The following is a 23,593-nucleotide window of genomic DNA, read 5'->3' as shown; positions in this document are numbered from 1 at the left end:
AATAAAAAGCGCCTTAAGGATAAGGCGCTTTTTTATGGTTCCGCGGAACGGTTTTTTGAAAGGGTAACACAACGGGGGATTAAACGTTATTTAGTCCAAATTGTTTCGCGGCATAAGCGACTCGCTCAGCTGGGGTCGGATAAATCAACGGTGAGCCGATACTTTCAATATGCTGTAACCTCGGTAGTAACCCTGCGCCATTAGCGGTTTGAATCGCTAAACCTGGGCGGGCATTAAGCTCAAGCACCATTGGGCCTTCTTCTTTATCCAGCACCATATCAGTCCCAATATAACCTAAACCGGTCATTTCCCATGCACTGGCCGCTAAGGTTAATAAGCGTTCCCAATGCGGTACCGTGAGCTCAGATAATGATTTACCGGTATCGGGATGATGAGTTACTGGGCGATTGAACTGTACGGCACGTACTGCTTTACCGGATCGGATATCGACCCCGACGCCTACTGCTCCCTGATGTAAGTTAGCCTTGCCATCTGAAGCGGAGGTAGAAAGCCGCATCATTGCCATTACTGGGTAGCCTTTAAAGACGATGATCCGTACATCGGGAACGCCTTCATAGCTGAAACCATCAAAGCAGTCATCAAATTTAATTAGGTTTTCGACCACCGCGACGTCATTTTTACCGCCCAGTGAGAAAAGACCTGCTAAAGCGTTGCTAATGTGTCGCTCAACATCCTCTTTATTAATCGTCGATCCAGAAGGTTTGGTGTAAAGGCCATCTTGGTGGGAAGTGATGACTAAGATACCTTTGCCGCCACTGCCTCGTGCCGGTTTGATGACAAACCCCGGCCACTCCTTAACCATTTCGTGGATGCGTTTAACATCCCCTTGGTTGCTGATCACACCAATCAGTTTTGGCACCGTACAACCTGCGCGTTGAGCAATCAGCTTTGTTTGCAGTTTATCGTCGACCAGAGGGTACTTGGAGCGATCGTTATAGCGACCAATATAGCTATGATTACGCTTATTCATGCCCATGATCCCCTTACGGCGCAATTTGAAAGGGGAGGTGTATTCAGAAAGAGAAAAAAACATATTAATCTCCGTCTACCAAGGGTTTAAAGCGACGTAGTTCGGTTAAGCGATAACCGGTATACGTTCCCAATAATAAAATGCCCGCTAAGACAATTAGCTGTAATCCAATAAAGTTGAAGGTTAAGTGCTGCACATAAGGGTTAGTCATGGCTAAATAAATCAGCACGGCAGTCAATAAAGAGCCGCCACCTTGCAGAATCACTTCTTTAGCGCCTTCCTCTTCCCAGAGGATTGACATCCGTTCAATGGTCCAAGATAAAATGATCATCGGGAAGAACGTAATCGTTAAACCTTCGGTCAGGCCGATTTTGAAGGCAACCACAGTGAACATTGAAATGATCAATATCACCGAGATGATCACCGCCGATATTCGAGCGACCAGCAATAAGTTTAGCTTGGAGAGATAACTACGAATAATTAAGCCTGTGCCGACAATCAATAAAAATCCGATGATCCCAGTGGTTAATTGGGTCTGTACAAACGCGACGGCAATCAAAACGGGCATAAAAGTCCCCGAGGTTTTTAAGCCAATGATCACACGTAAAAAGACCACAATCAGTGCACCGATAGGGATCAACATGATATTTTTGAACATCGCTTGTTCTTCAAGCGGTAAGCTATGAATAGACAGATTTAATAATCCATCGGCGCTGACTTTGCTGTTGGTCGCCTGTTGAGGCGAGACATCTTGCGCAATCATAGAGAAATGGACTTGGCTGTTTTGTCCACCCATCACATCAAGTAAAGAAACATTCGATTCATCCCACACCAATAAATTGGGTTGAGTCGGTTGAGTTCCAGTTTCTGGATTAAATAGCACCCACTTATTACCATCCCAGACTTGATTCATATGTTGGATCGATTGGCGACGACGCCCATCTTCAAGGCGAATGACGCCGACCACTTTATTGGGGATTTGTGCATAAGAGAGGAGTTTTTGCGCCGCATCCACTTTACTCATTTTATTAAGCAGCAATGCAGCATTTTGATTTTCTGCTTCGTTGAGCGCTTTAATCAGTTCGCGAGTAAAGGTTACGTCATTCGCGGAGCGGCGGTTAGCTTGCTCGATAAGTGCAATGGCTGAGGTTTCATCCGGACCGTCAAATGTCGGCCTAACAATAGGCGCACTCGGAGGGACAGGCAGCGCGTTAGCTTGTGGGTCTACTAAGAACTGAGTTTTGTAATAAATGGTCTGTGGGCCTTTGGCTTGACGAATTGTCCACTCTGCACGGCGACCACTTTCCGTGGTGACATAAGAAATACCGTAACCCGGAGAAGAGGCATTTTCGCCAATCAGCGTAAAGCCATCTTGGGTATGAGGTGCAGCGAGAGAGACTTTGACTTCTCGGCCTTGCGCGTTAAATTCAATGCGCGCTTCAATGTCCCAGACTTGGCGAGTTTCACCGGGTGTCCATGGTACACCATAGCTTTGATGACGCATGACACTTAAAGTAATCCCAACCACAATCAATAAGAATATGGATAGATAAAACGGAATTCGTGACGTCATAATGGGCCTTATTTTGCTTTAGTTTCTGTCTGAATGTATTGACGGCTTACATCCACCACGGCGATATCGCGAATAAATTCCCGACCTAATAAAATAGGATGGGTCATTTGTGAACGATCAGCGAGGGTAAATTGAGATTTTTGATGAATAGGCCCCAATTTCACCCATAATTCGACCACAGCACGGCGCTCGGTTTGTTCGTTGGTGGATTGACGAATACGAACATAGCGGAGAATAGGGGCTTCTATCCAATTACTATCGTCTTTGACGCTATTATCGCCAGTAAGGTGAAATCGTACCCAATTTTTGCCATTGCGTTCAAACTCTTCAACGTCTACCGCATTCAGCGAAGAAGTCGCTGCACCAGTATCAATTCGAGCATCAAATGACTGTTTAATACTGTCGATGGTTACGCGTTCTATTTCACCTAATACCAGATCTTGACGAGGTATCGTTTGAGTAGCATTCACCGTAACGATTGAGTCAGCAGATTGCGATGGTTCATTGATGATGATCGGTCGGTTGGCGAGGTTTTTTAGCTCATACATCTCATTTTGTAGACCAGAGACTTTACCTTCAAGGCTATCGATATAATCCATCTGATTGCTTATATGGAGTTCTAAATTAACAATTTTATTAGCAATGTTCGATTCAGATTGATGAAGTGCGGCCAGCGTAGCCTGATGATATTCATCTCCCTTCAATAGGGTGCAGCCTGAAAGTAGGCTTAGTGCGACGATGGGAGCTATTCGCTTAAACATTGGCAACCTTATTATTATGTGATGGTTTCATTCGTTATACCCTCGATGACTTAAGGGATGATCTCGATACTTAAGTCATCGATCAGCGCCCAGCGGCGCTGATCTCATCCATTAGGGTAGACTTATCCGTAGCCTGACGAGTTAAGGCTGTGTCAATTATGGTTTCTGAGCAATTAAAATTGCTCGACGTGGTGCCGGGTAGCCTTCCACGGTTTTACTGGGATCCTCATTATCCAGATAATCAGGTAATGAATTATGAGTCATCCACTCGGTACTGCGTTGCTCATCTTGCGAGGTGATGTTCTCATCGACAATCTTTACCTCTACAAACCCAACTTTTTCTAACCAACCTTTTAAGGCCAGCGCTGATGGGAAAAAGTAGACATTACGCATCTGAGCGTAGCGATCAAAAGGGACGAGAACGGCATTTTCGTCACCTTCAATCACCAGTGTTTCTAAGACTAATTCACCACCGCTAACCAGTTGATTCTTCAATTGGAGAAGGTGATCCAGTGGTGAACGACGATGATACAATACTCCCATACTAAATACAGTATCAAATGCTTGTAATTCAGGGAGTTGTTCAATACCAAGCGGCACCAAATGGACACGTTGATCGTTATCCATTAATTTACGCACAGCTTCAAACTGGATTAAAAACAACTCAGATGGATCGATACCCATCACCTGATACGCACCTTCGCCGAGCATGCGCCACATATGGTAGCCATTGCCACAACCGACATCCAATACTGAACGGCCTTGAAGAGGGGAAATATGAGGTAGAAGGCGATCCCATTTCCAGTCGCTGCGCCACTCAGTATCAATGTAAATGCCATGCAATGAATAAGGACCTTTGCGCCATGGATGGAGCGTTTTTAATAGGCTGGTTAGTTTTTTTTGCTCGCCTTCAGGCAAAGGTTGAGTATTACTCACCGACACCGATTCTTTCAAGTCAATATGATCTGGGCTCGCCTCTGGAATTTTTTTTAAAGCACGTAACCAGCGCTCCATATCCCCATGAGGTTTCGCTTGCCATTCAGCAAGTTGTTTCGGTAACACCTCTAACCAAGGCTGTAAACGGGTGTCTTGCGCAATGCGCTGATAAAGTGGACCAAAATTAAACATAATTATCTATTCCTAATGAGTACAAACCTCATGGTAGAGAACCCATATCTACCATGAAGGAAAAAGCGTGCTGGTTATTTGAGGTAATCCCACAAAGTACGATTCAGTTATTTGATGGCGAACATCGACCCAAAATTAAAACATTGGAACCACATTTCATAGCTGGAAAAACCTAAGGCTTTAAAGCGTGCTTTGTGAGCTTCTATGGAGTCTGGGCGCATCACATTTTCAATCGCACTGCGCTTTTGGCTAATCTCTAATTCGCTGTAACCATTGGCACGTTTAAAGTCATGATGCAAATCAATCAGCAGCTCGTGGGCCGTTTGATTCGGGAAAATAAATTTTTCAGAAATAATCAGTATGCCGCCACTACGTAATCCAGCATAAATATTTTCTAGTAGGCGATAACGATCGTCAGGAGATAAAAATTGCAGTGTGAAGTTAAGCACCACCACTGAGGCATTTTCAATTTGGATATCACGAATATCCGCTTCGATAATCTCGACTGGCGTATCAGAACGGTAAGCATTCACGTGCAGTTTACAACGTTCCACCATCGCCGATGAGTTGTCGACGCCGATAATTTTACACCCTTCTTGTTGAATATGACGCCGCATCGATAGGGTCGCTGCACCTAATGAACAGCCAAGATCATACAAATTAGAGTGCGGCTTAGCAAAACGTTCGGCGAGCATACCAATTGCGGAAATAATATTACTGTATCCCGGAACCGAACGCTGAATCATATCGGGGAAGACTTCAACCACTCTCTCATCGAAGGTAAAATCACCGATTTTATCAATAGGAGCGGAGAATATGGTGTCTTTGTTGGCCATGAGTAAACCTTATGCACGCTTGATTTCACCTGTCCTTTATAACTATAACCTTATTACGAACTTTATTACGTAGTAGGCATAGCCTCGTTAATAATGAGGAATAAAGTGACTGGTTGGATAAAAAAGTGAGGCATTTTATGAAAAATTTGATGGCCTGTCATTATATACCCAGAGTGGGTCACAAGGTGTCGTCAAAAAATCGACATTTGCTGACTATTTTGGGCAGGAAAAGCAGTTAAGTCTGGTAACACCGTTTGATTGGCAGCGCTTTCGTTGAGAAGTGCATGGCGAAGACGGGTTTGTAGCTGTTGATATAAATCAACGGCAAGTTCTGGAGCGTAAAAATTATCTGGCGTATGAATCATCAGATAGGGTTGTTTTCCGGCGGCGATCCATTGAGGTAACTTTTGTAGCCAAGGCTTAAAAAAAGCGTAATTCGCGGTTAAATCAGGATGGCCGATAAAGCGAATCATGGGGTTATCGGCCGTGGCTAATGCGTGGACGGGTACTTTCGGCTTTTTCTTTTGTGCATCAATAATCGTTTCATTGCTTGGCTCGGCAGCAAAAACAGGGCGGCTATCCATAATAATTCGATTGATTCCCTGTTCAATCAGCCATTGGTTAAAACGGCGCTCTTCCTCACCTTTGGCAAAATAGTCACGATGACGTACTTCTACCGCTAATGGGAAATCTTTGGGGAAATAACGGCAAAACTTTTGTAAATGACCAAAATGCACGGCACTAAACGAAGCCGGCAGTTGTATGGTCCATAAACCAATTCGCTGATGCAGTGGAGCCATTAATTGTAAAAACTGTTTGAGTTCGCCTTGGCATCCAACCAGCTGATGCTGATGGGTAATACTTTTCGGTAGCTTAAATGTAAACCGAAAATGGTCATGAGTTGCGGCTCGCCAATTATTCACCGTTTGTGGCGAGGGCGACGCATAAAACGTCGTATTACCTTCGACGGTGTGAAAAACGGTTGCGTAGTGCGCTAAACGATCGGCCGCTGAACTACCAGAAGGATAAAAACGCCCTTGCCAACCAGCGTGTGACCATAGGGTCAGTCCTAGACGTAATGGTAAGTTTGTCATTGTCACTATTTGTACTCTTTTGACTTCCAGTGATAGAGGTATCTCTGCGCTGATGAGGTTTTTCTTGTCGGCGAGCATGAGTTCTTTGAAGAATACGTTATTTTAGCGTTATAATCAGCGCCAATTTTATTACTGTCGATGCTTTGTGCATATTTTGCTTGATTATTGTACGGAAAAAGCAGGGCAGAGGAAAACACAGCAAAATTGTATTCTGGAAGGTCGATTTTCAACTTTTTTCAGCGTATAAATGGAATCATGCGCCGCAGCGAGATGCTCTGCGGCTAGGAATAAGATGAATTAAATAGAGGTTGGGAATTTCATTATGCGTAGCCATTATTGTGGTCACCTGAACAAGTCCCTTGTTGGACAAACAGTAGAACTTTGCGGTTGGGTTAACCGCCGTCGTGATTTAGGCGGTCTGATTTTTATTGATATGCGAGATCGTGAAGGTATCGTTCAGGTTGTTGTCGACCCCGATATGGTGGATGTATTTAACATCGCAAACCAAGTACGTAATGAGTTCTGCATTAAATTAACCGGTGAAGTCCGCGCTCGTCCAGACAGTCAAATCAATCAAGATATGGCAACGGGCGCAGTGGAAGTGCTGGCTAAAGACTTACAGATCATCAACCGCTCTGAAGCTTTACCTTTAGATTCTAATCAAAAGAATTCGGAAGAGCAGCGTCTCAAATACCGTTATTTAGATCTGCGTCGTCCAGAGATGAGCGATCGGATTAAGTTACGAGCTAAAGCGTCAAGTTTTGTCCGTCGCTTCCTTGATACACATGGTTTCTTAGACATTGAAACACCAGTATTGACCAAAGCGACACCAGAAGGTGCGCGTGACTATCTTGTCCCAAGTCGAGTGCACAAAGGCAGTTTTTATGCGCTACCTCAGTCTCCTCAGTTATTCAAACAGTTACTGATGATGTCTGGCTTTGACCGCTATTATCAAATCGTTAAGTGTTTCCGTGATGAAGACTTACGTGCCGATCGCCAACCAGAATTTACTCAAATCGATATTGAAACCTCATTTATGACGGCGGATCAAGTGCGCGCTGTAACTGAGAAAATGATTCGTGAGATGTGGCTAGAACTATTGGATGTTGATTTGGGTGAGTTCCCAGTCATGCCGTATAGCGAAGCGATTCGTCGTTTTGGTAGTGATAAGCCTGATTTGCGTAACCCAATGGAACTGGTTGATGTCGCAGATTTACTGAAAGACGTCGATTTTAAAGTTTTCTCTGGTCCTGCCAATGATGAAAAAGGCCGCGTTGCTGCGCTTCGCGTACCTGGTGGTGCAGCACTATCGCGTAAGCAAATTGACGAATACACCGCGTTTGTTGCTATTTATGGCGCGAAAGGTTTAGCGTGGTTGAAAGTTAATGATCGCGCTGCTGGTTTTGAGGGTATCCAATCGCCAGTCGCTAAATTCCTAAATGCAGAGATTGTGCAAACTATTATTGAGCGTACTCAAGCAGAGAATGGCGACATCATTCTTTTTGGCGCAGATAATGCCAATGTTGTCGCGGAAGCGATGGGTGCTTTACGTCTTAAAATAGGCAAAGATTTGGCCATCACCAACGGGGCAACTTGGGCACCATTGTGGGTTGTTGACTTCCCTATGTTTGAAACCGACAGCGAAGGCAATGTTGCGGCGATGCACCACCCATTCACTGCACCGTTGAATATGACGGCAGAAGAATTAAAAGCTAGCCCAAGTAATGCATTGTCTAATGCTTACGATATGGTCTTAAACGGTTATGAAGTTGGTGGTGGCTCTGTTCGTATTCATGATGCGACCATGCAATCAGCGGTATTTGATTTGCTGGGTATTGATGAGCATGAGCAACGTTTGAAGTTTGGTTTCTTGTTAGATGCACTAAAATACGGCACACCACCACACGCTGGTCTTGCATTTGGCTTAGACCGTTTAGTGATGCTGTTGTGTGGAACGGAAAACATCCGTGATGTGATTGCTTTCCCGAAAACGACCGCCGCGGCTTGTTTATTGACGGATGCGCCAAGTGTGGCTAACCCTGCAGCCCTTGAAGAATTAGCGATTACCGTGACGGCAGCTAAAGAAAAAGCACAGTAAACGATGATCGGTTAATAATAATAAGAGGGTGGCTTTGGCCGCCCTTTTTTATCGTAGACATTCGCCTTTAATCTATCGAAAAGCACCCTCATTGCTAATAAGCGTCCACATTTGATGATGGTTTGCTACAATGGCGCGCTTTTTAGTTTTAATAGGAAACCTCTCCGTTGGCTCAGATGTATTTTTATTACTCCGCAATGAACGCGGGTAAATCAACCACCTTATTGCAATCGTCGTTTAACTACCAAGAGCGGGGTATGACTCCGGTGATTTTTACCGCCGCGATTGATAATCGCTTTGGTGTTGGCAAGGTCAGCTCGCGTATTGGTCTTGAAGCCGATGCTCATTTGTTTGATGACACCACCGATTTATTGCAAGCGATCACTCAATTAAATACTGAGCAGAAACGGCATTGTGTTCTGGTTGATGAATGCCAGTTTTTAACTCGTGAACAGGTTTATCAATTAACGGAAGTGGTTGATAAATTAGATATTCCAGTGCTGTGTTACGGTTTACGCACTGACTTTCTCGGTGAGTTATTCGAAGGCAGTAAATATCTGTTATCGTGGGCGGATAAACTGATTGAATTGAAAACCATTTGTCACTGTGGGCGCAAGGCGAACATGGTTATTCGGACTGATGAACAAGGTAATGCGATTAGCGAAGGTGACCAAGTCGATATTGGTGGTAATGATCGCTATGTCTCGGTATGCCGTCAGCACTATAAACAAGCGCTTGGGCGTTGAGTTCTATTCACGACATTCTTTGCAGTCAATCATCTCAATAGACTAGGGGCAAGTCTTCATTTGCCCCTAATCATGAATGTTTAAAACAACCGCTTAAGGGTTTGATAAGCTTGCTGCACTTCATCGGGGATCGGTTGTGGGATCTGAAAACCTCGTGCTGGGTAATCCAACAAACGTTGAAAATCGTCCAGTAAGGCATGGAGTACTACATCGAGTGTCAGGGATTCAGTCAAGTAATCAAAAAAATCTCCGCCAGAAGAGGTCACTTGCAAAGACGTCAACGTTGCTGGCCATTGTTTAGTAAAGGTCGCGAAAGCGCGCCGCTCCATATATGGCTTATGCACAATCAGTAAACGTTGAGCCTGAATACCTTTCTCACTAAGTAATTGATGACTCAAACACACGTTCTCACCACTATGGGTCGCTTGAGTTTCTAATAAGATTGCAGAACTGGGTAAGCCGCACTCTTTAGCGACCATCGCGAAGGTTTCTGCTTCACTGTACTCAAATAAATCTTCCGTAAAACGCCCTTTATCACCAGAGAATAATACCCAAGGTGCCAAGCCCTTTTGATATAAATCTGCAGCGACTTCGGCAACGCGTATATCATTGCTACCTGGAACAATGATGACATCCGCAGATTTTAACTCGTGTTTCATCTGCATAAACTGCCACAGAGTTTCTAAATGTTGATAAAGACGTTTACTCATAACCGTGCAGCGCCTCTAATGTATTAGCGTAGTGAAAATGAAATCCCATCGTGATCAGCTTATCACTGACAATTCGTTTATCTGGTAAATGAACAATCGGTGGTAAAGGATGAGACGATTGGACTGCAGACAAAGCCGCTCGGTAAAACTCGGCTTTATTAACGGTTGTCGGTGTGGTGACATTAACAATCTGGTTGCTAATCTCCGTCAGCGCAAAAGTAATCGCTTGTAATACATCGTATTGATGGACCATATTGGCGGGCGCCTGATCGCTGACTTGAGAAAGACGAGCCGCAAAGCGAGCGGGGTGACGATTGGGACCGATTAACCCGCTGCAACGCAAAATAGCATACTCGATACCGCTATCGATCACGGCTTGTTCGGCGCATAGCATGATTTTGGCTTTCTCTGAAAACATAGGGTTTTGTTCACACTGAACTAAAGAGGCATCTTCTTCACGCATCGTTTGTGCTTGGTCAGGATAAACACTGGTTGAGCTGATCATGATGATTTTGCGAATACCCGCTTGTTGTGCCGCATGAACTAAAGCTTGCCAGCTTGTGTGATAATCGCTGCCTTGACCTTTGCGAAAACCGGGAGGAAAGCAGCCAATCAACGCATCGCAACGAAAGGTCAGTAATTCTTCGGCAAGTCTAGAGGCTTCTGGTAATTGACAAACAAAACCATCCACACCTTGTGTGTGCAATTGCTCGACACCTGATAGATTGGTGCGGCTGGCACAAACGTAATAATTTTGTTGCTTGAGATGTTGAATCAGTGGTTGGCCCAGCCAACCTGCACCGATAATGGCGATACGTTGCATACGATTACCTATTGGTAGGGGGTGTTAGAGAGCTTGTCACTGAGAGGACAATAGCGTTAACCCCAAAACCATCGTGAATGATGAACTGAAAGTTAACGTTATTATCGCATGGTTTGATGGAAGAAGATTAAGCGTGAGTTAACACATGCAAAAGACGTTGAGTAAGTTCAGCCATTTCAATCCCTTCGTGAGTTAAATAGCCACCATCCGGTAAGCTGCATAAGCCCTTTTCGTGAAGCCGTTTAGCTGCGGCTTGGAGTGCATCTGGAGCATCGCTGTGTACCTTGATACCCGTTGCTGCGCTGCTGACATCAAATTGAATCAGCAGATTTAACTCGTCTAGGTGCTGTGGAGAAAATTTCATCGTAAACCCTTACTATGGTTGATTTAAATTCACCTTAATCGGCGAAAGAAAAAGACGCAATCATAAACATAGAGAACTGTTATCTTAATCCATTATGGGCTTTTTTTATCCAGTTCAAGGACCGAGAAAAAGCGGCATGCATCGGGATGTAAAACATTTTTAGTAAACGGCCATAATACCCCTTGAACAAAAAAGGAAATAGAGCGATTATCCGCCACTCTTTTTACCTGTATCAAAATGTAACATTAATTATGGATCTGAACCAATTCGACTCTTTGCTTCCCCCACAAATGGCGGAACGTGCTGCCGTCACTGGAGAAAGCAAAGCCACTAAACCTATGTATAAATCGTTTTTGTTGGCGATTTCTGCTGGCATTCACATCGGTATCGCTTTTGTGTTTTACACCGTAGTAACCACTGGCGCACAAGACATTCCCTACGGTATTGCTAAGCTTATCGGAGGAATCGCCTTCAGTCTGGGATTGATTTTGGTGGTGATCACGGGGGGAGAGCTCTTTACTAGCTCGGTGTTAACCTTGGTCGCTAAAGCGAGTGGGAAAATTTCTTGGCCACAGTTAGTTAAAAACTGGATCGTGGTCTATTTTGGTAATTTATGTGGTTCAGTGTTACTCGTAGCGATCATGTTATCAACCAAACAGTTTATGGACGATGGTGGGCAATTGGGGCTCAATGCGATGGCGATTGCTGAGCATAAGCTTCATCATGATTTTTTACAGGCTTTTTCACTTGGGTTGATGTGCAATATTTTGGTCTGTTTAGCCGTATGGATGACTTTTAGCGCTCGCTCTTTAACAGATAAAGTTATGGTGCTGATTTTACCCGTGGCGATGTTTGTTTCTTCGGGGTTTGAACACTGTATTGCGAACATGTACCAAGTGCCATTAGCGATTGGTATCAAATATGTGGCTCCTGAGGCTTTCTGGCAGATGACTGGAGCAAATGTTGCTCAGTATGCGGACTTAACCATGATGAACTTTATTGTCGATAACTTAATTCCTGTCACCTTGGGCAATATTGTCGGTGGTGGTGTGTTTGTGGGGATTTGGTATTGGTTAATTTATCTCAAAGAGTAGGTTTTTATCGTTTGGTTGGTTATCCACATTTTCTGTGGATAAGTGCTTTCAAACTCAGTGCGTAACATTAACTGAATGATTTTTAGTATAAATGATGCACGATATTCGTGCAGTGATAGCTCGGCTAAGGTGCAGCGGCAGCGATGAGTATGAATGTGATATTGTCGTGGCGGCGCAAACGGAGCTGGTGTAATGATGAAATTACGGTATCATTTTGGGCTTAAAAAAAGCGGAGTATATTATGTCTAATTCACTTAGTGCCGAACAAATCGCGGCCGTCAATCAGTATGATTCTGAACAACGTTTAACGTATTGTCTTAAACATATTGTGGCCAATCAGCAAATCTGGATTTTAAAAGATCAAGATGGCTGTGTGATGCTCAATACTGAAGACGAAGAGTGCGTGCCCGTTTGGCCACATCGTGAGTTAGCTGAGGCGTGGGCCACTGGTGAGTGGGCCGAGTGTGAAGCGCAGTCGATTCCTCTTAATCAATGGCGTAGTCGCTGGACCCCTGGATTGGCAGATGATGATCTTTCGGTTGTAGTTTGTCCGAATGAGAATGAAGAAGGGGTAGTTTTATTTCCCGATGAATTTGATAGAGAATTGGGCAAACAAAAGTCTGCTTAATACTATGATAGAGAGAACAAAGGCCCAATAATTTGGGCCTTTGTCTTATTCGAGAGGGTATTCCATCAGGGATCACCACAGTTAAATACTACTTTATGTTATCCGTTAAGCCGTTACTTAAAGTTCGGTGCTTTTTGAAAATGGCTTTCAATCATCCGTTGAGTGATGGGGTGCTGAGGATCAGCTAAGACTTGTAAAGTGTCACCTGACTCAACAACTTCACCCTCATGCATGACCATGATTTTATCCGTGATATGTTTAACAATGCCAATATGTTGTGAAACATAAATAAAAGAGACGCCCATTTCTTCCTGTAACTCTAAGAAAAGGTTGATGATTTGTGAGCGCATAGCCATGTCTAGACCGTTTAACGCTTCATCAGCAATGATCACCGAAGGTTGTAAAATCAGCGCCCGAGCCAAACAAACCCGCTGTTTTTGCCCGGTGGCTAACATTTGTGGATAAAAGTAAGCATGTTCAGGAAGTAGTCCTACGCGCAGCAAAGTGTCTCTTACGCGATTCATTCGTGCTTCTGGTGTCATGCTGGTGTTACGTTTCAGTGGGCCTTCTAAAATTCGACCTATTTGTAGGCGCGGATTTAGCGAGGTATTTGGATCTTGAAAAATCATCCGAATTAATTTGCAACGTGTACTGTAATCTTGATGCGCCAAACGCTCGCCATTAACAAAAATATCGCCGCCTGATGGCTCTACTACGCCAGCTAACATACGTGCTAGGGTCGATTTTCCTGAGCCATTTTGACCGATGAAACCGATGGTTTGTCCAGCCTCTAAACTAAAACTTACCGGTTTAACGGCATGATGAATAGTTTTACGAAACAACCCTGAGCGGTTCACAAAATCTTTGGATAATTGATGAACTTCTAGCAGTGAAGCGCTCATGCTTATGACTCCATATTCAGTGGAAAATGACAGGCGAATTTATGGCTTTTGATAAACCGAGTGGCCGGGACTTCGACACATTGACGCTGAGCATACGGACAACGGGGCCCTAAGCGACAGCCAATAGGTAAATGCTGTAACGGGGGAATGGAGCCTGGCAATGATTGCAGTTTCTGTTTGTGAGGGATCCAGTCACTGAAATCGGGCATCGCTTTGAGAAGCGCAACGGTATAAGGGTGCTTAGGTTCAGTCATGATCTTAGGTGTATCGGCGGATTCCACGGATTGACCGCAATACATAACAGTGATGCGGGTTGCCCATTGGGTAATGGTGGTTAAGTCATGGCCGACTAACAAAATAGAGGTATTATTGACTTGGTTCATTCGACTGAGTAAACGCAAGATTTGTGACTGAGTAATGGGGTCTAAGTCATTTGTCGGTTCATCGGCGATCAGTAATTTCGGTTTTGCCGCGATAGCCATGGCAATCATCACTTTTTGGCATTCACCATCGGTTAGTTCATAAGGATAGCTTGCCATGATTTTACGATGGTCTTTGATACCGACTTTATGCAGCAAAGCAATGGCTTGCTTTTTTCGCCAAGTAAATCGCTCCCACCAACGCCCTTCAAAAGTGCGAAAAGGAATTGACTCAATTAACTGTTCACCCACCTTATCAGAAGGATCAAGACAGGTAGAGGGTTCTTGAAAAATCATGGCAATGTCACGAGCGATGACTCGTCTGCGCTCACGTGGTGTCAGTTGAAGTAGGTCAATATTACCAAGACGCATCCTATCGGCGGTAATACGCCAGTTATCTTTGCTCACACCTACAATCGCTTTAGCGACTAAGCTTTTACCTGATCCAGACTCACCCACTAAGCCCCGAATCTCGCCTTCATTCATGGTTAAGCTCATCCGATCTACGGCTTTCACTAATCCCTGCGGCGTATCAATTTCAATTGTGAGATGGCGAATATCTAACAGAGGCATTATTCCACTCCTGCGTTTAAGGCTTGACGCACGCCTTCGCCGACTAAGTTAATCATTACCACGGTAAACATAATCGCGATACCGGGTAGGGTTACTGTCCAAGGTGCTAAGTAAATCAGCTCGACGGAATCACCGAGCATGGCTCCCCATTCGGTACTGGGTGATTGAGCACCTAGACCTAAAAAACCGAGGGCAGAAATATCTAAAATGGCCACTGAAAGTCCCAGCGTTATCTCTGCCGCAATTACGGGCAGTACGTTAGGTAAAATGGAATACCACAAGAGGTAAATATCGCTCGCTCCATCAAGACGAGCGGCCAAAATATAATCTTTCTCTACCTCGTTATGCACAGCGATATAGACCGAGCGAACAAAACGTGGAATTAAAGCCAAACCGATCGCCAGTAAGACATTAAATTCTCCAGGGCCTAAAAAAGCGACGAAGATTATCGCCAGTAGCAAGGAAGGGATAGACATGACCGTATCTAATAAATGATTGAGAGTGCTTGATAACAGCCCTTTAGTCATTCCGGCTAAGACTCCAATTAAACATCCTATCAGTGCTGCGATAAAAGTAATCAATAATCCTGCGCCCAACGTTGAGCGAGATCCATCAATCAAGCGAGATAAAATATCACGCCCAAAGTCATCAGTGCCTAAAAAGAATTTAACGGTTCCGCTAGGATCCCAAGATGGCGGCATCAGTAATTCACCGGATTGACTGTGAGGATCGTGAGGCGTGATCCAATAGGAAGTCAGCGTGAGAAAGAGGATGATTAACAAACACCACAATCCAAACATTGCGAGATTATTGGCTTTGAAACTCCGCCAAAAACGCTCAAATTGAGTAGGGATGTGCTCTTCTTGGTAAATACTATTTGTTAGCATACCACTCTTTCCTTATCAGAGGGTTGACGAGAGTTCCGACGAGATCGGATAAAATATTGGCGGTTAATACCAATACCCCAATCACAATTACCCCTGCTTGCATGGAAACATAATCTTTATTAGAGAGCGCTTCTAGTAGCCATCGACCAATACCAGGCCAGTTAAAAATCGATTCAGTAATGATCGCCAGGGTCAGCATGCTAGAGAGCTCAAAACCAAATTTAGGGATAATCGGTGGAATCGCATTAGGCAGAACATGCTGGGTGATAATTCGATAATACGATAACCCTTTAATACGAGCGGCACGGATATAGTTTTGAGTCATGATGTTGGAAACCGATGCGCGCATTAATCCGATCACTTGAGTGGTTGGGGCTAAAGCTAAGACTAAGCAAGGTAAGATCATGTGTTCAATGACACTTTGCAGCGCATAATGACGATCTGGTCCTTGAGCAAGAAAGGCATCAATTAATGCAAAGCCAGTAATGGGTTGAATCTGATAAAGCAAATCGTAACGTCCGGCCACGGGCAGTGCTTCATAATTGAGGGAAAATAGCATGATCATCATCAGTGCAACCCAAAAAATCGGAGCAGAGTAACCAGAAATTGAGGTAAAAGAGATCGCTGTATCTACCCATTTACCTTGCTTCATTCCAGCAATGGTGCCGACAGGAATTCCAATCACAAGAGCAAGCGTAAAAGCGATGAGACACAGTTCTAAAGTGGCAGGAAAGACGACCCACAGTTCTTCTATGATTGGTGTACCGCTTTTATTGACACCAAAATTAAAACGAGCCAGATCTTGCACATAAGACCACCAGCCTAACCAATAGTTTTCTTCTAGTGTATGGGCGTTAGGCTCTAATCTCAGTAGGCTATAACCGACTAAGGTTAGAATAAATAAAGTCACCACAAAGAGGTTAAAGCGACGAAACGTATAGCTAAACATTATTGACTGATCCTCTCGATAGTATTGAAAGGTTGTACATTAAACGGACTTAGCTGAAAACCAGACAGTGAGGTTGTGTACGCTTTAAATTGTTTACCATGCGCTAAAGGAATAATTGGAAACTCTTGGTTAAGGATGTTTTGTGCTTGAGTGTAAAGATTTAGCCGATAGCGTGGTCGTTCAACTTCCCTTGCCAGATCAAGGAGAAAATCAAAATCATCATTACACCACATAGCGACATTTAGTCCTGCGCGATTGGCACTACAAGAAAGCAAAGGGCGTAAGAAATTATCCGGATCACTGGTGTGTCCAATCCATCCGGTCAGCAGCAAATCGACCTCGGTACGTTGTGACAGTTCACCTCGCTGTAGACGATCTTCCGTAACCAAATGTAGCGTAATACCAACCTCGGCTAATTGAGTTTGGATCAACTCCGCCGTTTTTCTTGGGCTAGGGTTATAGGCCCGAGGCTCATTAGGAACCGACATGGTGAGTTCCAAACCTGATGATACGCCAGCTTCACGTAATAGAGCGAGTGCATAGTTACGATCATAGCGAATTTGTACCGTATCTTGTTGATAGGCCCATGAGCTGGGCGGCAGTAGGTTATAAGCAATACTGCCAGTACCGTAGTACACCGAATCTAAGATATTTTGCCGATTGATCGCAAAATTGAGCGCTTTACGTACTCGAACATCATTCAGTGCCGGATGGGAAGTATTCACGGCGATAAAAGCAATATTCATCGCCGGTTTAGAGCTGAGAGAAAGATGTGGCTGATTTTCGATGATCGGTAATTGACTAGCAATGGGTGATGTTAACACGTCACATTCGTGACGCAATAACTTGGCCAGTGTTCCGGTACCACGTTGGGAGATATCGAAAACAACTTGCTGCATTTTTGCTGGTCCATTCCAATAGTGCGGATGACGACGTAAGCGAATCAGGTCAAGGGGTTGATATTCATCCAAATAGAATGGTCCGGTACCGACAGGATGGGTGTCAATATTTGCTAATTGATTGCGGGTTTGCAGTTGCTGTGCATATTCCGCAGAGAGGATAACGGCGTGTGCTGTAGAGATATTAGCCAAAAAGGTATTATCTGGTCGAGTCAGGGTAAATTTTACTGTATTAGTGCTTAACGCTTTGACGTCTTTGATGGTACTAGGGATATTTAAGCTCGTAAACCAAGGGTAGCTAGCGTTATTGATATTATGGAACGGATGCGTAGGGTCAATAATACGCTTGAAACTAAAAACGACATCTTCTGCATTTAATGTCCGAGTTGGAGTAAACCAGCGTGTGGTTTGAAACTCAACGCCGGAACGCAGAGTAAAAATATACTCGGTGCCTTGATTGGTAGCATACCATTCACTGGCAAGGCTTGGTTGAACGACATGAGAATCTGGCTCTATGGTTAGCAAGGTATTATACAATTGTGGACTTAAAGCTTCGGAAGTGATGCCACTATCAACCAACTGAGGGTTAAATGTACTAGGGCTACCTTGCCCACAATAGACAAATCCAGATTGGCGGATTTGATGATGTTCGATACTTTCACCACATCCAATTAACAACATTAGGCCAGATAAGCCTATGGTGTATCGTAATAAACTATTCATAATAGAAGTGCGCATCTGAGCAACGAGACTAAGCAAGATCTGCTTATTCTACTTGAAGTTGCTGTGCTAGCATACCCAAGTAAAGCGAAGAGATACTTTTCGAGGAAAATTGATACCTTGGCAAGGCGTGGTTGATCGTTCGAGCTTAGCTTTGAACGATGAGTATCGATTTTAAGCACTACAAAAATCATCGTGAAAAGTTATCACTCCTGTCGATTCGATTGCTTTTTATTCTCGGTCATCACAGTATAGCTGAATAATTTTATCCTTTGAGCTTAACCAAACATTCAACGAGTAGGTAACAATGACGAGTAATTTAACCTGTCCATGGGCACTAAAGCACCCTCTTGAGCGTGAATATCACGATACAGAATGGGGTAGGCCTGTCTATCTCGATCGGGTACTGTTTGAATTCATCACCTTAGAAGGCGCTCAAGCGGGCCTGAGTTGGTTAACGGTGTTAAAAAAACGTCAAGCTTATCGGCAAGCGTTTGCTAATTATGACTTGAACGTATTAGCTCAATACGATGATGCTGATGTTGAATCGATCATGAGCCAGTTTGATGTGATTAAACATCGTGGAAAAATAGCGTCGGTGTTTACTAATGCTCGTGCTGCGATAGCGATACAGAATGAGTACGGGTCATTGAGCGATAAATTATGGTCTTTTGTTGGCGGAGAGCCAAAAGTCAATCATTGGCAAAGCGCAGATCAAGTTCCGGCTTACAGTGAGGAGTCGAGTGCTATGAGCCATTATTTAAAGCAACAGGGCTTTAAATTTGTCGGACCGACGATATGCTATGCTTTTATGCAGGCGGTAGGTATGGTTAATGATCACCTCTTGGGTTGTCCATGCCGATAACCCAATCGTTCAGTTATCGGCTAGCAGGATGTTCAGCTACGCGAATCTAATACGGTTTGATAGCGAGCAAGCCCTTGTTCAAGATCAGCAATTAAATCTTCTACCGCTTCTAAACCAATATGTAAACGGATTAAAGTCCCGTCAAAATTGGGTCGAGAGACACTTCGTAACTGGGTAAAGCTTTTCGGTTCATTCGCTAAAATTAAGCTTTCAAATCCCCCCCAAGAATAACCCATACTAAAATGTTGCATACCATCGAGCAGAGCGGTGGTTGCACGCGGATAGCTGGTTTTAAGAACAAATGAGAAAAGTCCGTTGCCACCAGTGAAATCACGTTGGAAAAATTCGTTTCCCGGACAACTGGCGAATGCCGGATGACGAACCTCATCCACTAAAGGATGAGTGGCTAACCAATTCGCCACCGCAAGGGCATTTTGTTGATGTTGCTTTAAACGGACCGCTAAGGTTCTTAATCCACGAAGACCTAAATAAGCATCATCAGGTGAAATGCATTGGCCCATTAAGTAGCTATTTTCACGTAATTGGTCCCAATATTCCGCTTTAGCAACGGCAGTACCAAGCATCACATCGGAGTGACCAACAATGTATTTGGTCGCCGCTTGAATCGATATGTCAACACCATGCTGTAACGCCGAAAAATGAAGACCAGCAGCCCAAGTGTTGTCCATCATCACAATGATATTATGCTGATGAGCAATACGAGCTAAAGTCGGAATATCTTGAACTTCCATGGTGATAGAGCCAGGCGACTCGGTAAATAAAATTTTGGTATTGGGTTGGATAAGCGCGCTGATCCCTTCACCAATCATCGGGTCATAATACGTCGTTTCAACCCCAAATTTTTTGAGTATGGTGTTACAAAAATCGCGCGTTGGTTCATAACAAGTATCGACCATGAGTAAGTGGTCTCCAGATTGAACAAACGCCAGAATTGCATTGCTGATCGCCGCGGCACCGCAAGGGTAGAGTGCGCAACCTGCACCGTCTTCTAATTCACTCATCGCTTCTTGAAAGGCGAAATGAGTGGTGGTGCCTCGGCGACCATAAAAAAGAGTCTTATTGGCTCGGTTTACGGTCGCGTGATGCTTATCGGCAACCGTCTCAAAAACAATGGTTGATGCGCGTTGAACCGGAGGGTTGACGCTACCTTGTGTCCATTTTTTATCTCGACCAGCAGTGATCAATTGAGTCTTTTTATTGTGTGACATGTCAGAGTCCTTGTCTAAAGTTTCCTAGTCGATTACAGCAGAGGATTGAACAGGTAAAAGACCCGCTCTAAAAAGCGATGACCTAAGGATCGCTTCTCCCACTCACTGGCTTGGACGGCTTGTGATTGGTTGATATAACTTTGTTGTTGCCAATAGAGTTGTTGGGTAAATTCTTGATCATCAACGGCTAGCGTGACTTCGAAATTAAGCCATAAGCTACGCATATCAAGGTTAACGGTGCCAACTAAACAGAATTTTTCGTCAATAACGACCGATTTGGTATGCAGTAATCCACCATGAAATTCGTAAATAGTGACGCCTGCTGCAAGTAACTCTTCGTAAAATGAACGAGAGGCCCATTGCACCATCATTGAGTCATTTTTTTGCGGAATAATCAATTCAACCGTAATCCCACGCTGTGCCGTCATTTTTAACGTGGCCAATAAATCAGCACTTGGCACAAAGTAAGGCGTAGTAATCCGTACGGATTGATTAGCCTGATGCATAGCAAGAATCAATACTTGTAAAATTAAATGCTCGGGCATTCCCGGTCCGGATGGCACGACTTGTATCGGGTGCTGGGGTTGGCTTGTATCGAGTTGACACTCTGGAACATTAGGTAACATCCGCGACCCGGTTTCTACCTCCCAATCCCAACAGTGGATAGCCGAGAGGACATTAACGGTAGGTCCGGTGATACGCACCATAATATCAATCCATTGCCCGACGCCAGAGTCTTGCTTAAAAAACGCAGGGTCGACCATGTTCATTGAGCCGGTATAGGCAATGCTGTCATCGATGACGATAATTTTACGGTGCTGACGAAGATCTAAACGGCGAAATAGCATCCGCCAAGGACTGACTTGCAGCGCTTCAACCACATGAATGCCAGAACTGCGCATTAATTTGTACCAATGACTACGGAAAAATTTCGGGCTCCCTGCGGAGTCGAGCAACAGTTTGACATCGACGCCGCGTTTAGCCGCTTGAATTAAAGCCGAGCCAACGGCATCCGCCAGACCACCGGGATACCAGATATAAAACTCCATGCGAATATTATGTTGCGCTTTTTCGATATCAGCGATGATCGAATGGAGGATTTCATTAGGCGAGTTTTGTAGCGAGAGTGTATTGCCGCTTAGCGCCGGAATTCCCATGCGACGGTTGCATAGTTCATCAATTTTATAGATATGAGCGCCCATCGTTTCAGGCATATGCGCTTGGCAGTCATTGAGTGTTCGAAACCATTCCCCAAACGGCTTAAACATCTCTTTTGCTCGCTCGGCTCTAGTTCGGCCAAGGTTGAGCTCCCCGAACATGAAATAACAAATCACGCCCACAATAGGAATGATGTAAATGATCATTAACCAAGCGAGGGAAACACTCATGGCCTTTCGCTTAAGAACAACACGTAGAGTGACCCCTGCGACCAGTAGCCAATAAATCACGATGCCTGCTAACGTTAAAAAGTGATAAATCTTATCCATATACTCACGGTATTGATTGTTGTCTATGTGGATAGTAAAGGGAAAGCGTCAGAGAAGGAAGGGTCGAAAGGTGATATGAAACAGAACTGTGCAAAAAAGTGATCGCTAAAAGAAGAACGGGATTGAGGAGCGTAAGATGATCAATCGGTCGAACAAAAAAGCACCAAATAGACAAAAGAGGCTTTATCTTGGTATTTATTTATAGGGTTCGGACTTCCAATTTTATAATTAAACTGTTTTACTTGCTATATCCACGTTGATAGTCGATCTTTGTTTTGGTGTATATTTTTTTGTACACACTAAGGGCGATTAGCGCGTTTACAATTACATGATGGTATCTATTTTATGGCGAGTAGTTCTCGAGGCCAATTCACCTCCCGATTTGGTTTTATTATGGCAGCAGCAGGTTCTGCGGTCGGTTTGGGTAATGTTTGGGGATTTCCGACTCAAGCAGCGAGTAACGGTGGTGCGGTTTTTTTAATCGTCTATTTACTGATGGTGTTCTTATTAGCGTTTCCTATGCTGGTGGCCGAATTGACCGTAGGGCGTTATGGGCAATCTAACCCGATACGCTCGTTTCGTGCGGTATGGCCAAAAGGCAAGTTCGGTGCCATCTTACTTGGCGTTGTCGGTATGGTCGTCGTCTCTTTAATTCTCAGTTTTTACGCGATTGTTGCTGGTTGGCTATTAGGGTCATTATTTGGCAGCAGTTTGGAATTGGTAGGCATAGAGGGTGCTAGCCAATGGTTAACCAGTTTTGGTACTGAGCGTAACTTAATTCTGATGATGGCTTTTATGGCGCTAACCATGTTTGTGGTCAGTAATGGTGTCGCGAATGGGATTGAAAAGTGGTCAACTCGTCTAATGCCTCTGTTATTTATCCTATTTGCTTTATTGACGGTGTATATTTTTACTCAGCCAGGCGCATGGGATGGGTTAACCATGTACTTAGTACCCGATATCAGCCACTTAACACCGCAACTGATTGTTAGTGCAATGGGACAAGCCTTCTTCTCGCTGTCATTAGGTGTGTGTGTGATGACAACCTATGGCTCTTATTTGAAAAAAGAAACCAACATTCCTAAAACGGCAGCACAAGTGGCACTGATTGATACCGGTGTGGCTTTTATTGCTGGTTTGATGATCTTGCCTGCGATGTTCGTGGCGAAACATAATGGCGTAGAAATTTTTTCTGCCTCGGGTGAGTTACTTAATTCAGACACTTTGGTGTTTACGGTTCTACCGGCGATGTTTGATACTATGGGCACCGTTGGTACTTTGATCGGTTTAGTGTTTTTCTTGTTGATGGTTATCGCTGCATTGACTTCATCAATATCAATGCTTGAAGTGCCCGTGGCGTGTGCCACTGAAGAGTTGCAGCAGAGCCGCCGCTCGGCAGTATTGTGGATTGGAGGTTTAGTTACGTTATTTTCAGCGGTGATTGTATTTAATTTCTCGGCCTTATTTGGTTTAGTGATTCAATTTACTACCGTTTATTCTCAACCAATTATTGCTCTCTTGATCACTTTAATGGTCGGTTGGATTTGGCATCGTAACCACATTCTCAATGAGTTAAAGCAGGGTTATCCAGAAATCGAACAAAGCTGGTTTTGGAAAATTTGGCCTACGTATGTGCGTATCGTCTGCCCCGTGTTGATGTTATTGGTCTTTTTTGCCTAAATAACCCGTTTAATTTTCTCCCCAAACACCGTCTTTTATGACGGTGTTTGTGTTTATGGGGTATTGAATAAGTGGTTATGAACTTTCAGCATTCGCTAACGTCTAGCTATCACTCCACCTTGTTCGCGACAGAAACC

The 23,593-nt window shown here is 44.1% G+C and carries 21 protein-coding genes and 2 pseudogenes; 6 read left to right on the top strand and 17 right to left on the bottom strand.

Annotated elements, in window-relative coordinates:
- Positions 1–79 precede the first annotated feature (79 nt).
- The 7 genes and pseudogenes from BSR11_RS06135 to BSR11_RS06110 all read right to left on the bottom strand — a co-directional run bounded on the left by BSR11_RS06135 (position 80) and on the right by BSR11_RS06110 (position 6,383).
- On the bottom strand, positions 80–1,054 hold the full coding sequence (locus tag BSR11_RS06135; protein ID WP_072669567.1) for an alpha-L-glutamate ligase-like protein: 975 nt from the start codon (positions 1,052–1,054) through the stop codon (positions 80–82).
- Between the two features lies 1 nt (position 1,055).
- Positions 1,056–2,564 carry an inactive transglutaminase family protein gene (locus BSR11_RS06130; RefSeq protein ID WP_072669566.1) on the bottom strand — a complete coding sequence of 503 codons (1,509 nt, stop codon included), beginning with the start codon at positions 2,562–2,564 and terminating at the stop codon, positions 1,056–1,058.
- Between the two features lie 8 nt (positions 2,565–2,572).
- Positions 2,573–3,022, bottom strand: a pseudogene (locus tag BSR11_RS17620) (ATP-dependent zinc protease family protein); the annotation flags it as partial.
- 113 nt (positions 3,023–3,135) lie between these two features.
- Positions 3,136–3,325, bottom strand: a pseudogene (locus BSR11_RS17615) (ATP-dependent Zn protease); the annotation flags it as partial.
- 156 nt (positions 3,326–3,481) lie between these two features.
- Positions 3,482–4,453 carry a tRNA 5-methoxyuridine(34)/uridine 5-oxyacetic acid(34) synthase CmoB gene (gene cmoB / locus BSR11_RS06120; protein WP_072669564.1) on the bottom strand — a complete coding sequence of 324 codons (972 nt, stop codon included), beginning with the start codon at positions 4,451–4,453 and terminating at the stop codon, positions 3,482–3,484.
- 107 nt (positions 4,454–4,560) lie between these two features.
- On the bottom strand, positions 4,561–5,289 hold the full coding sequence (gene cmoA / locus BSR11_RS06115) for a carboxy-S-adenosyl-L-methionine synthase CmoA (protein ID WP_004395102.1): 729 nt from the start codon (positions 5,287–5,289) through the stop codon (positions 4,561–4,563).
- 191 nt (positions 5,290–5,480) lie between these two features.
- Positions 5,481–6,383: a DUF72 domain-containing protein gene (locus tag BSR11_RS06110; RefSeq protein ID WP_072669563.1), complete on the bottom strand. Its 903-nt coding sequence runs from the start codon at positions 6,381–6,383 to the stop codon at positions 5,481–5,483.
- 322 nt (positions 6,384–6,705) lie between these two features.
- Here BSR11_RS06110 and aspS point away from each other — a divergent pair, with 322 nt between their 5' ends.
- Both aspS and BSR11_RS06100 read left to right on the top strand, forming a co-directional pair.
- Positions 6,706–8,481 carry an aspartate--tRNA ligase gene (gene aspS / locus BSR11_RS06105; RefSeq protein ID WP_072669562.1) on the top strand — a complete coding sequence of 592 codons (1,776 nt, stop codon included), beginning with the start codon at positions 6,706–6,708 and terminating at the stop codon, positions 8,479–8,481.
- 167 nt (positions 8,482–8,648) lie between these two features.
- Positions 8,649–9,227 (top strand): thymidine kinase, encoded by a 579-nt coding sequence (locus tag BSR11_RS06100; RefSeq protein ID WP_072669561.1) that lies wholly within the window; start codon positions 8,649–8,651, stop codon positions 9,225–9,227.
- Positions 9,228–9,307: 80 nt separating this feature from the next.
- Here BSR11_RS06100 and BSR11_RS06095 read toward each other — a convergent pair whose 3' ends face one another.
- The 3 genes from BSR11_RS06095 to BSR11_RS06085 all read right to left on the bottom strand — a co-directional run bounded on the left by BSR11_RS06095 (position 9,308) and on the right by BSR11_RS06085 (position 11,124).
- Entirely contained in the window at positions 9,308–9,937 is a 630-nt protein-coding gene (locus BSR11_RS06095) for a YdcF family protein (protein WP_072669560.1), read from the bottom strand.
- Positions 9,930–10,760, bottom strand: coding sequence for an NAD-dependent epimerase/dehydratase family protein (locus BSR11_RS06090; protein ID WP_072669559.1), 831 nt, complete (start codon positions 10,758–10,760; stop codon positions 9,930–9,932). The genes BSR11_RS06095 and BSR11_RS06090 overlap by 8 nt, the downstream gene beginning before the upstream one ends.
- Positions 10,761–10,887: 127 nt before the next feature.
- Positions 10,888–11,124, bottom strand: coding sequence for a TIGR02647 family protein (locus tag BSR11_RS06085; protein WP_072669558.1), 237 nt, complete (start codon positions 11,122–11,124; stop codon positions 10,888–10,890).
- A gap of 251 nt (positions 11,125–11,375) precedes the next feature.
- Between BSR11_RS06085 and focA the strand changes: the two genes are divergently transcribed.
- Both focA and BSR11_RS06075 read left to right on the top strand, forming a co-directional pair.
- Positions 11,376–12,218: a formate transporter FocA gene (gene focA, locus BSR11_RS06080; RefSeq protein ID WP_072669557.1), complete on the top strand. Its 843-nt coding sequence runs from the start codon at positions 11,376–11,378 to the stop codon at positions 12,216–12,218.
- A 241-nt stretch (positions 12,219–12,459) separates the two neighbouring features.
- A complete protein-coding gene (locus BSR11_RS06075; protein ID WP_072669556.1) occupies positions 12,460–12,846 on the top strand; it encodes a DUF2750 domain-containing protein in 387 nt (128 codons plus the stop codon).
- A gap of 113 nt (positions 12,847–12,959) precedes the next feature.
- Here the strand turns inward: BSR11_RS06075 and BSR11_RS06070 are convergent, their stop codons facing one another.
- From BSR11_RS06070 to sapA, 5 genes are read right to left on the bottom strand one after another with little or no spacing between them, the layout of a single operon-like run.
- Positions 12,960–13,748, bottom strand: coding sequence for a peptide ABC transporter ATP-binding protein (locus BSR11_RS06070; protein ID WP_072669555.1), 789 nt, complete (start codon positions 13,746–13,748; stop codon positions 12,960–12,962).
- Between the two features lie 2 nt (positions 13,749–13,750).
- Positions 13,751–14,740 carry a peptide ABC transporter ATP-binding protein gene (locus BSR11_RS06065; RefSeq protein WP_072669554.1) on the bottom strand — a complete coding sequence of 330 codons (990 nt, stop codon included), beginning with the start codon at positions 14,738–14,740 and terminating at the stop codon, positions 13,751–13,753.
- Positions 14,740–15,627, bottom strand: coding sequence for a putrescine export ABC transporter permease SapC (sapC, locus tag BSR11_RS06060; RefSeq protein WP_072669553.1), 888 nt, complete (start codon positions 15,625–15,627; stop codon positions 14,740–14,742). The genes BSR11_RS06065 and sapC overlap by 1 nt, the downstream gene beginning before the upstream one ends.
- Positions 15,614–16,576 (bottom strand): ABC transporter permease, encoded by a 963-nt coding sequence (locus tag BSR11_RS06055; protein ID WP_072669552.1) that lies wholly within the window; start codon positions 16,574–16,576, stop codon positions 15,614–15,616. The genes sapC and BSR11_RS06055 overlap by 14 nt, the downstream gene beginning before the upstream one ends.
- Positions 16,576–18,198, bottom strand: a complete 1,623-nt coding sequence (sapA, locus tag BSR11_RS06050) for an ABC transporter substrate-binding protein SapA (RefSeq protein WP_072669551.1) — start codon at positions 18,196–18,198, stop codon at positions 16,576–16,578. Before sapA ends, BSR11_RS06055 begins: the two co-directional genes overlap by 1 nt.
- Before the next feature lie 304 nt (positions 18,199–18,502).
- On the opposite strand from sapA, the gene BSR11_RS06045 reads away from it, so the two are divergent.
- Positions 18,503–19,060, top strand: coding sequence for a DNA-3-methyladenine glycosylase I (locus BSR11_RS06045; protein ID WP_072669550.1), 558 nt, complete (start codon positions 18,503–18,505; stop codon positions 19,058–19,060).
- A gap of 32 nt (positions 19,061–19,092) precedes the next feature.
- Here the strand turns inward: BSR11_RS06045 and BSR11_RS06040 are convergent, their stop codons facing one another.
- Together BSR11_RS06040 and cls are read right to left on the bottom strand one after the other, a co-directional pair.
- A complete protein-coding gene (locus BSR11_RS06040) occupies positions 19,093–20,289 on the bottom strand; it encodes a cystathionine beta-lyase (RefSeq protein WP_072669549.1) in 1,197 nt (398 codons plus the stop codon).
- Between the two features lie 32 nt (positions 20,290–20,321).
- Positions 20,322–21,776, bottom strand: a complete 1,455-nt coding sequence (gene cls, locus BSR11_RS06035) for a cardiolipin synthase (RefSeq protein ID WP_072669548.1) — start codon at positions 21,774–21,776, stop codon at positions 20,322–20,324.
- A gap of 345 nt (positions 21,777–22,121) precedes the next feature.
- Here cls and BSR11_RS06030 point away from each other — a divergent pair, with 345 nt between their 5' ends.
- The gene (locus tag BSR11_RS06030; RefSeq protein ID WP_072669547.1) at positions 22,122–23,456 is read left to right on the top strand and encodes a sodium-dependent transporter; all 1,335 of its coding nucleotides are present in this window, start codon (positions 22,122–22,124) and stop codon (positions 23,454–23,456) included.
- The last annotated feature ends 137 nt before the right edge of the window (positions 23,457–23,593 follow it).

This window comes from Vibrio injensis (assembly GCF_001895205.1).
GTDB lineage: Bacteria > Pseudomonadota > Gammaproteobacteria > Enterobacterales > Vibrionaceae > Vibrio > Vibrio injensis.
Note: the sequence above shows the minus strand (reverse complement) of the source record. Positions and strands in the feature narration are given on the sequence as shown.

Excerpts from the sequence above, each read along its gene's own strand:
- BSR11_RS06135 (WP_072669567.1), bottom strand. The coding sequence starts at position 1,054 with ATGTTTTTTTCTCTTTCTGAATACACCTCCCCTTTCAAATTGCGCCGT.
- BSR11_RS06130 (WP_072669566.1), bottom strand. The coding sequence starts at position 2,564 with ATGACGTCACGAATTCCGTTTTATCTATCCATATTCTTATTGATTGTG.
- cmoB (WP_072669564.1), bottom strand. The coding sequence starts at position 4,453 with ATGTTTAATTTTGGTCCACTTTATCAGCGCATTGCGCAAGACACCCGT.
- cmoA (WP_004395102.1), bottom strand. The coding sequence starts at position 5,289 with ATGGCCAACAAAGACACCATATTCTCCGCTCCTATTGATAAAATCGGT.
- BSR11_RS06110 (WP_072669563.1), bottom strand. The coding sequence starts at position 6,383 with ATGACAAACTTACCATTACGTCTAGGACTGACCCTATGGTCACACGCT.
- aspS (WP_072669562.1), top strand. The coding sequence starts at position 6,706 with ATGCGTAGCCATTATTGTGGTCACCTGAACAAGTCCCTTGTTGGACAA.
- BSR11_RS06095 (WP_072669560.1), bottom strand. The coding sequence starts at position 9,937 with ATGAGTAAACGTCTTTATCAACATTTAGAAACTCTGTGGCAGTTTATG.
- BSR11_RS06090 (WP_072669559.1), bottom strand. The coding sequence starts at position 10,760 with ATGCAACGTATCGCCATTATCGGTGCAGGTTGGCTGGGCCAACCACTG.
- BSR11_RS06085 (WP_072669558.1), bottom strand. The coding sequence starts at position 11,124 with ATGAAATTTTCTCCACAGCACCTAGACGAGTTAAATCTGCTGATTCAA.
- focA (WP_072669557.1), top strand. The coding sequence starts at position 11,376 with ATGGATCTGAACCAATTCGACTCTTTGCTTCCCCCACAAATGGCGGAA.
- BSR11_RS06075 (WP_072669556.1), top strand. The coding sequence starts at position 12,460 with ATGTCTAATTCACTTAGTGCCGAACAAATCGCGGCCGTCAATCAGTAT.
- BSR11_RS06070 (WP_072669555.1), bottom strand. The coding sequence starts at position 13,748 with ATGAGCGCTTCACTGCTAGAAGTTCATCAATTATCCAAAGATTTTGTG.
- BSR11_RS06065 (WP_072669554.1), bottom strand. The coding sequence starts at position 14,740 with ATGCCTCTGTTAGATATTCGCCATCTCACAATTGAAATTGATACGCCG.
- sapC (WP_072669553.1), bottom strand. The coding sequence starts at position 15,627 with ATGCTAACAAATAGTATTTACCAAGAAGAGCACATCCCTACTCAATTT.
- BSR11_RS06055 (WP_072669552.1), bottom strand. The coding sequence starts at position 16,576 with ATGTTTAGCTATACGTTTCGTCGCTTTAACCTCTTTGTGGTGACTTTA.
- sapA (WP_072669551.1), bottom strand. The coding sequence starts at position 18,198 with ATGAATAGTTTATTACGATACACCATAGGCTTATCTGGCCTAATGTTG.
- BSR11_RS06045 (WP_072669550.1), top strand. The coding sequence starts at position 18,503 with ATGACGAGTAATTTAACCTGTCCATGGGCACTAAAGCACCCTCTTGAG.
- BSR11_RS06040 (WP_072669549.1), bottom strand. The coding sequence starts at position 20,289 with ATGTCACACAATAAAAAGACTCAATTGATCACTGCTGGTCGAGATAAA.
- cls (WP_072669548.1), bottom strand. The coding sequence starts at position 21,776 with ATGGATAAGATTTATCACTTTTTAACGTTAGCAGGCATCGTGATTTAT.
- BSR11_RS06030 (WP_072669547.1), top strand. The coding sequence starts at position 22,122 with ATGGCGAGTAGTTCTCGAGGCCAATTCACCTCCCGATTTGGTTTTATT.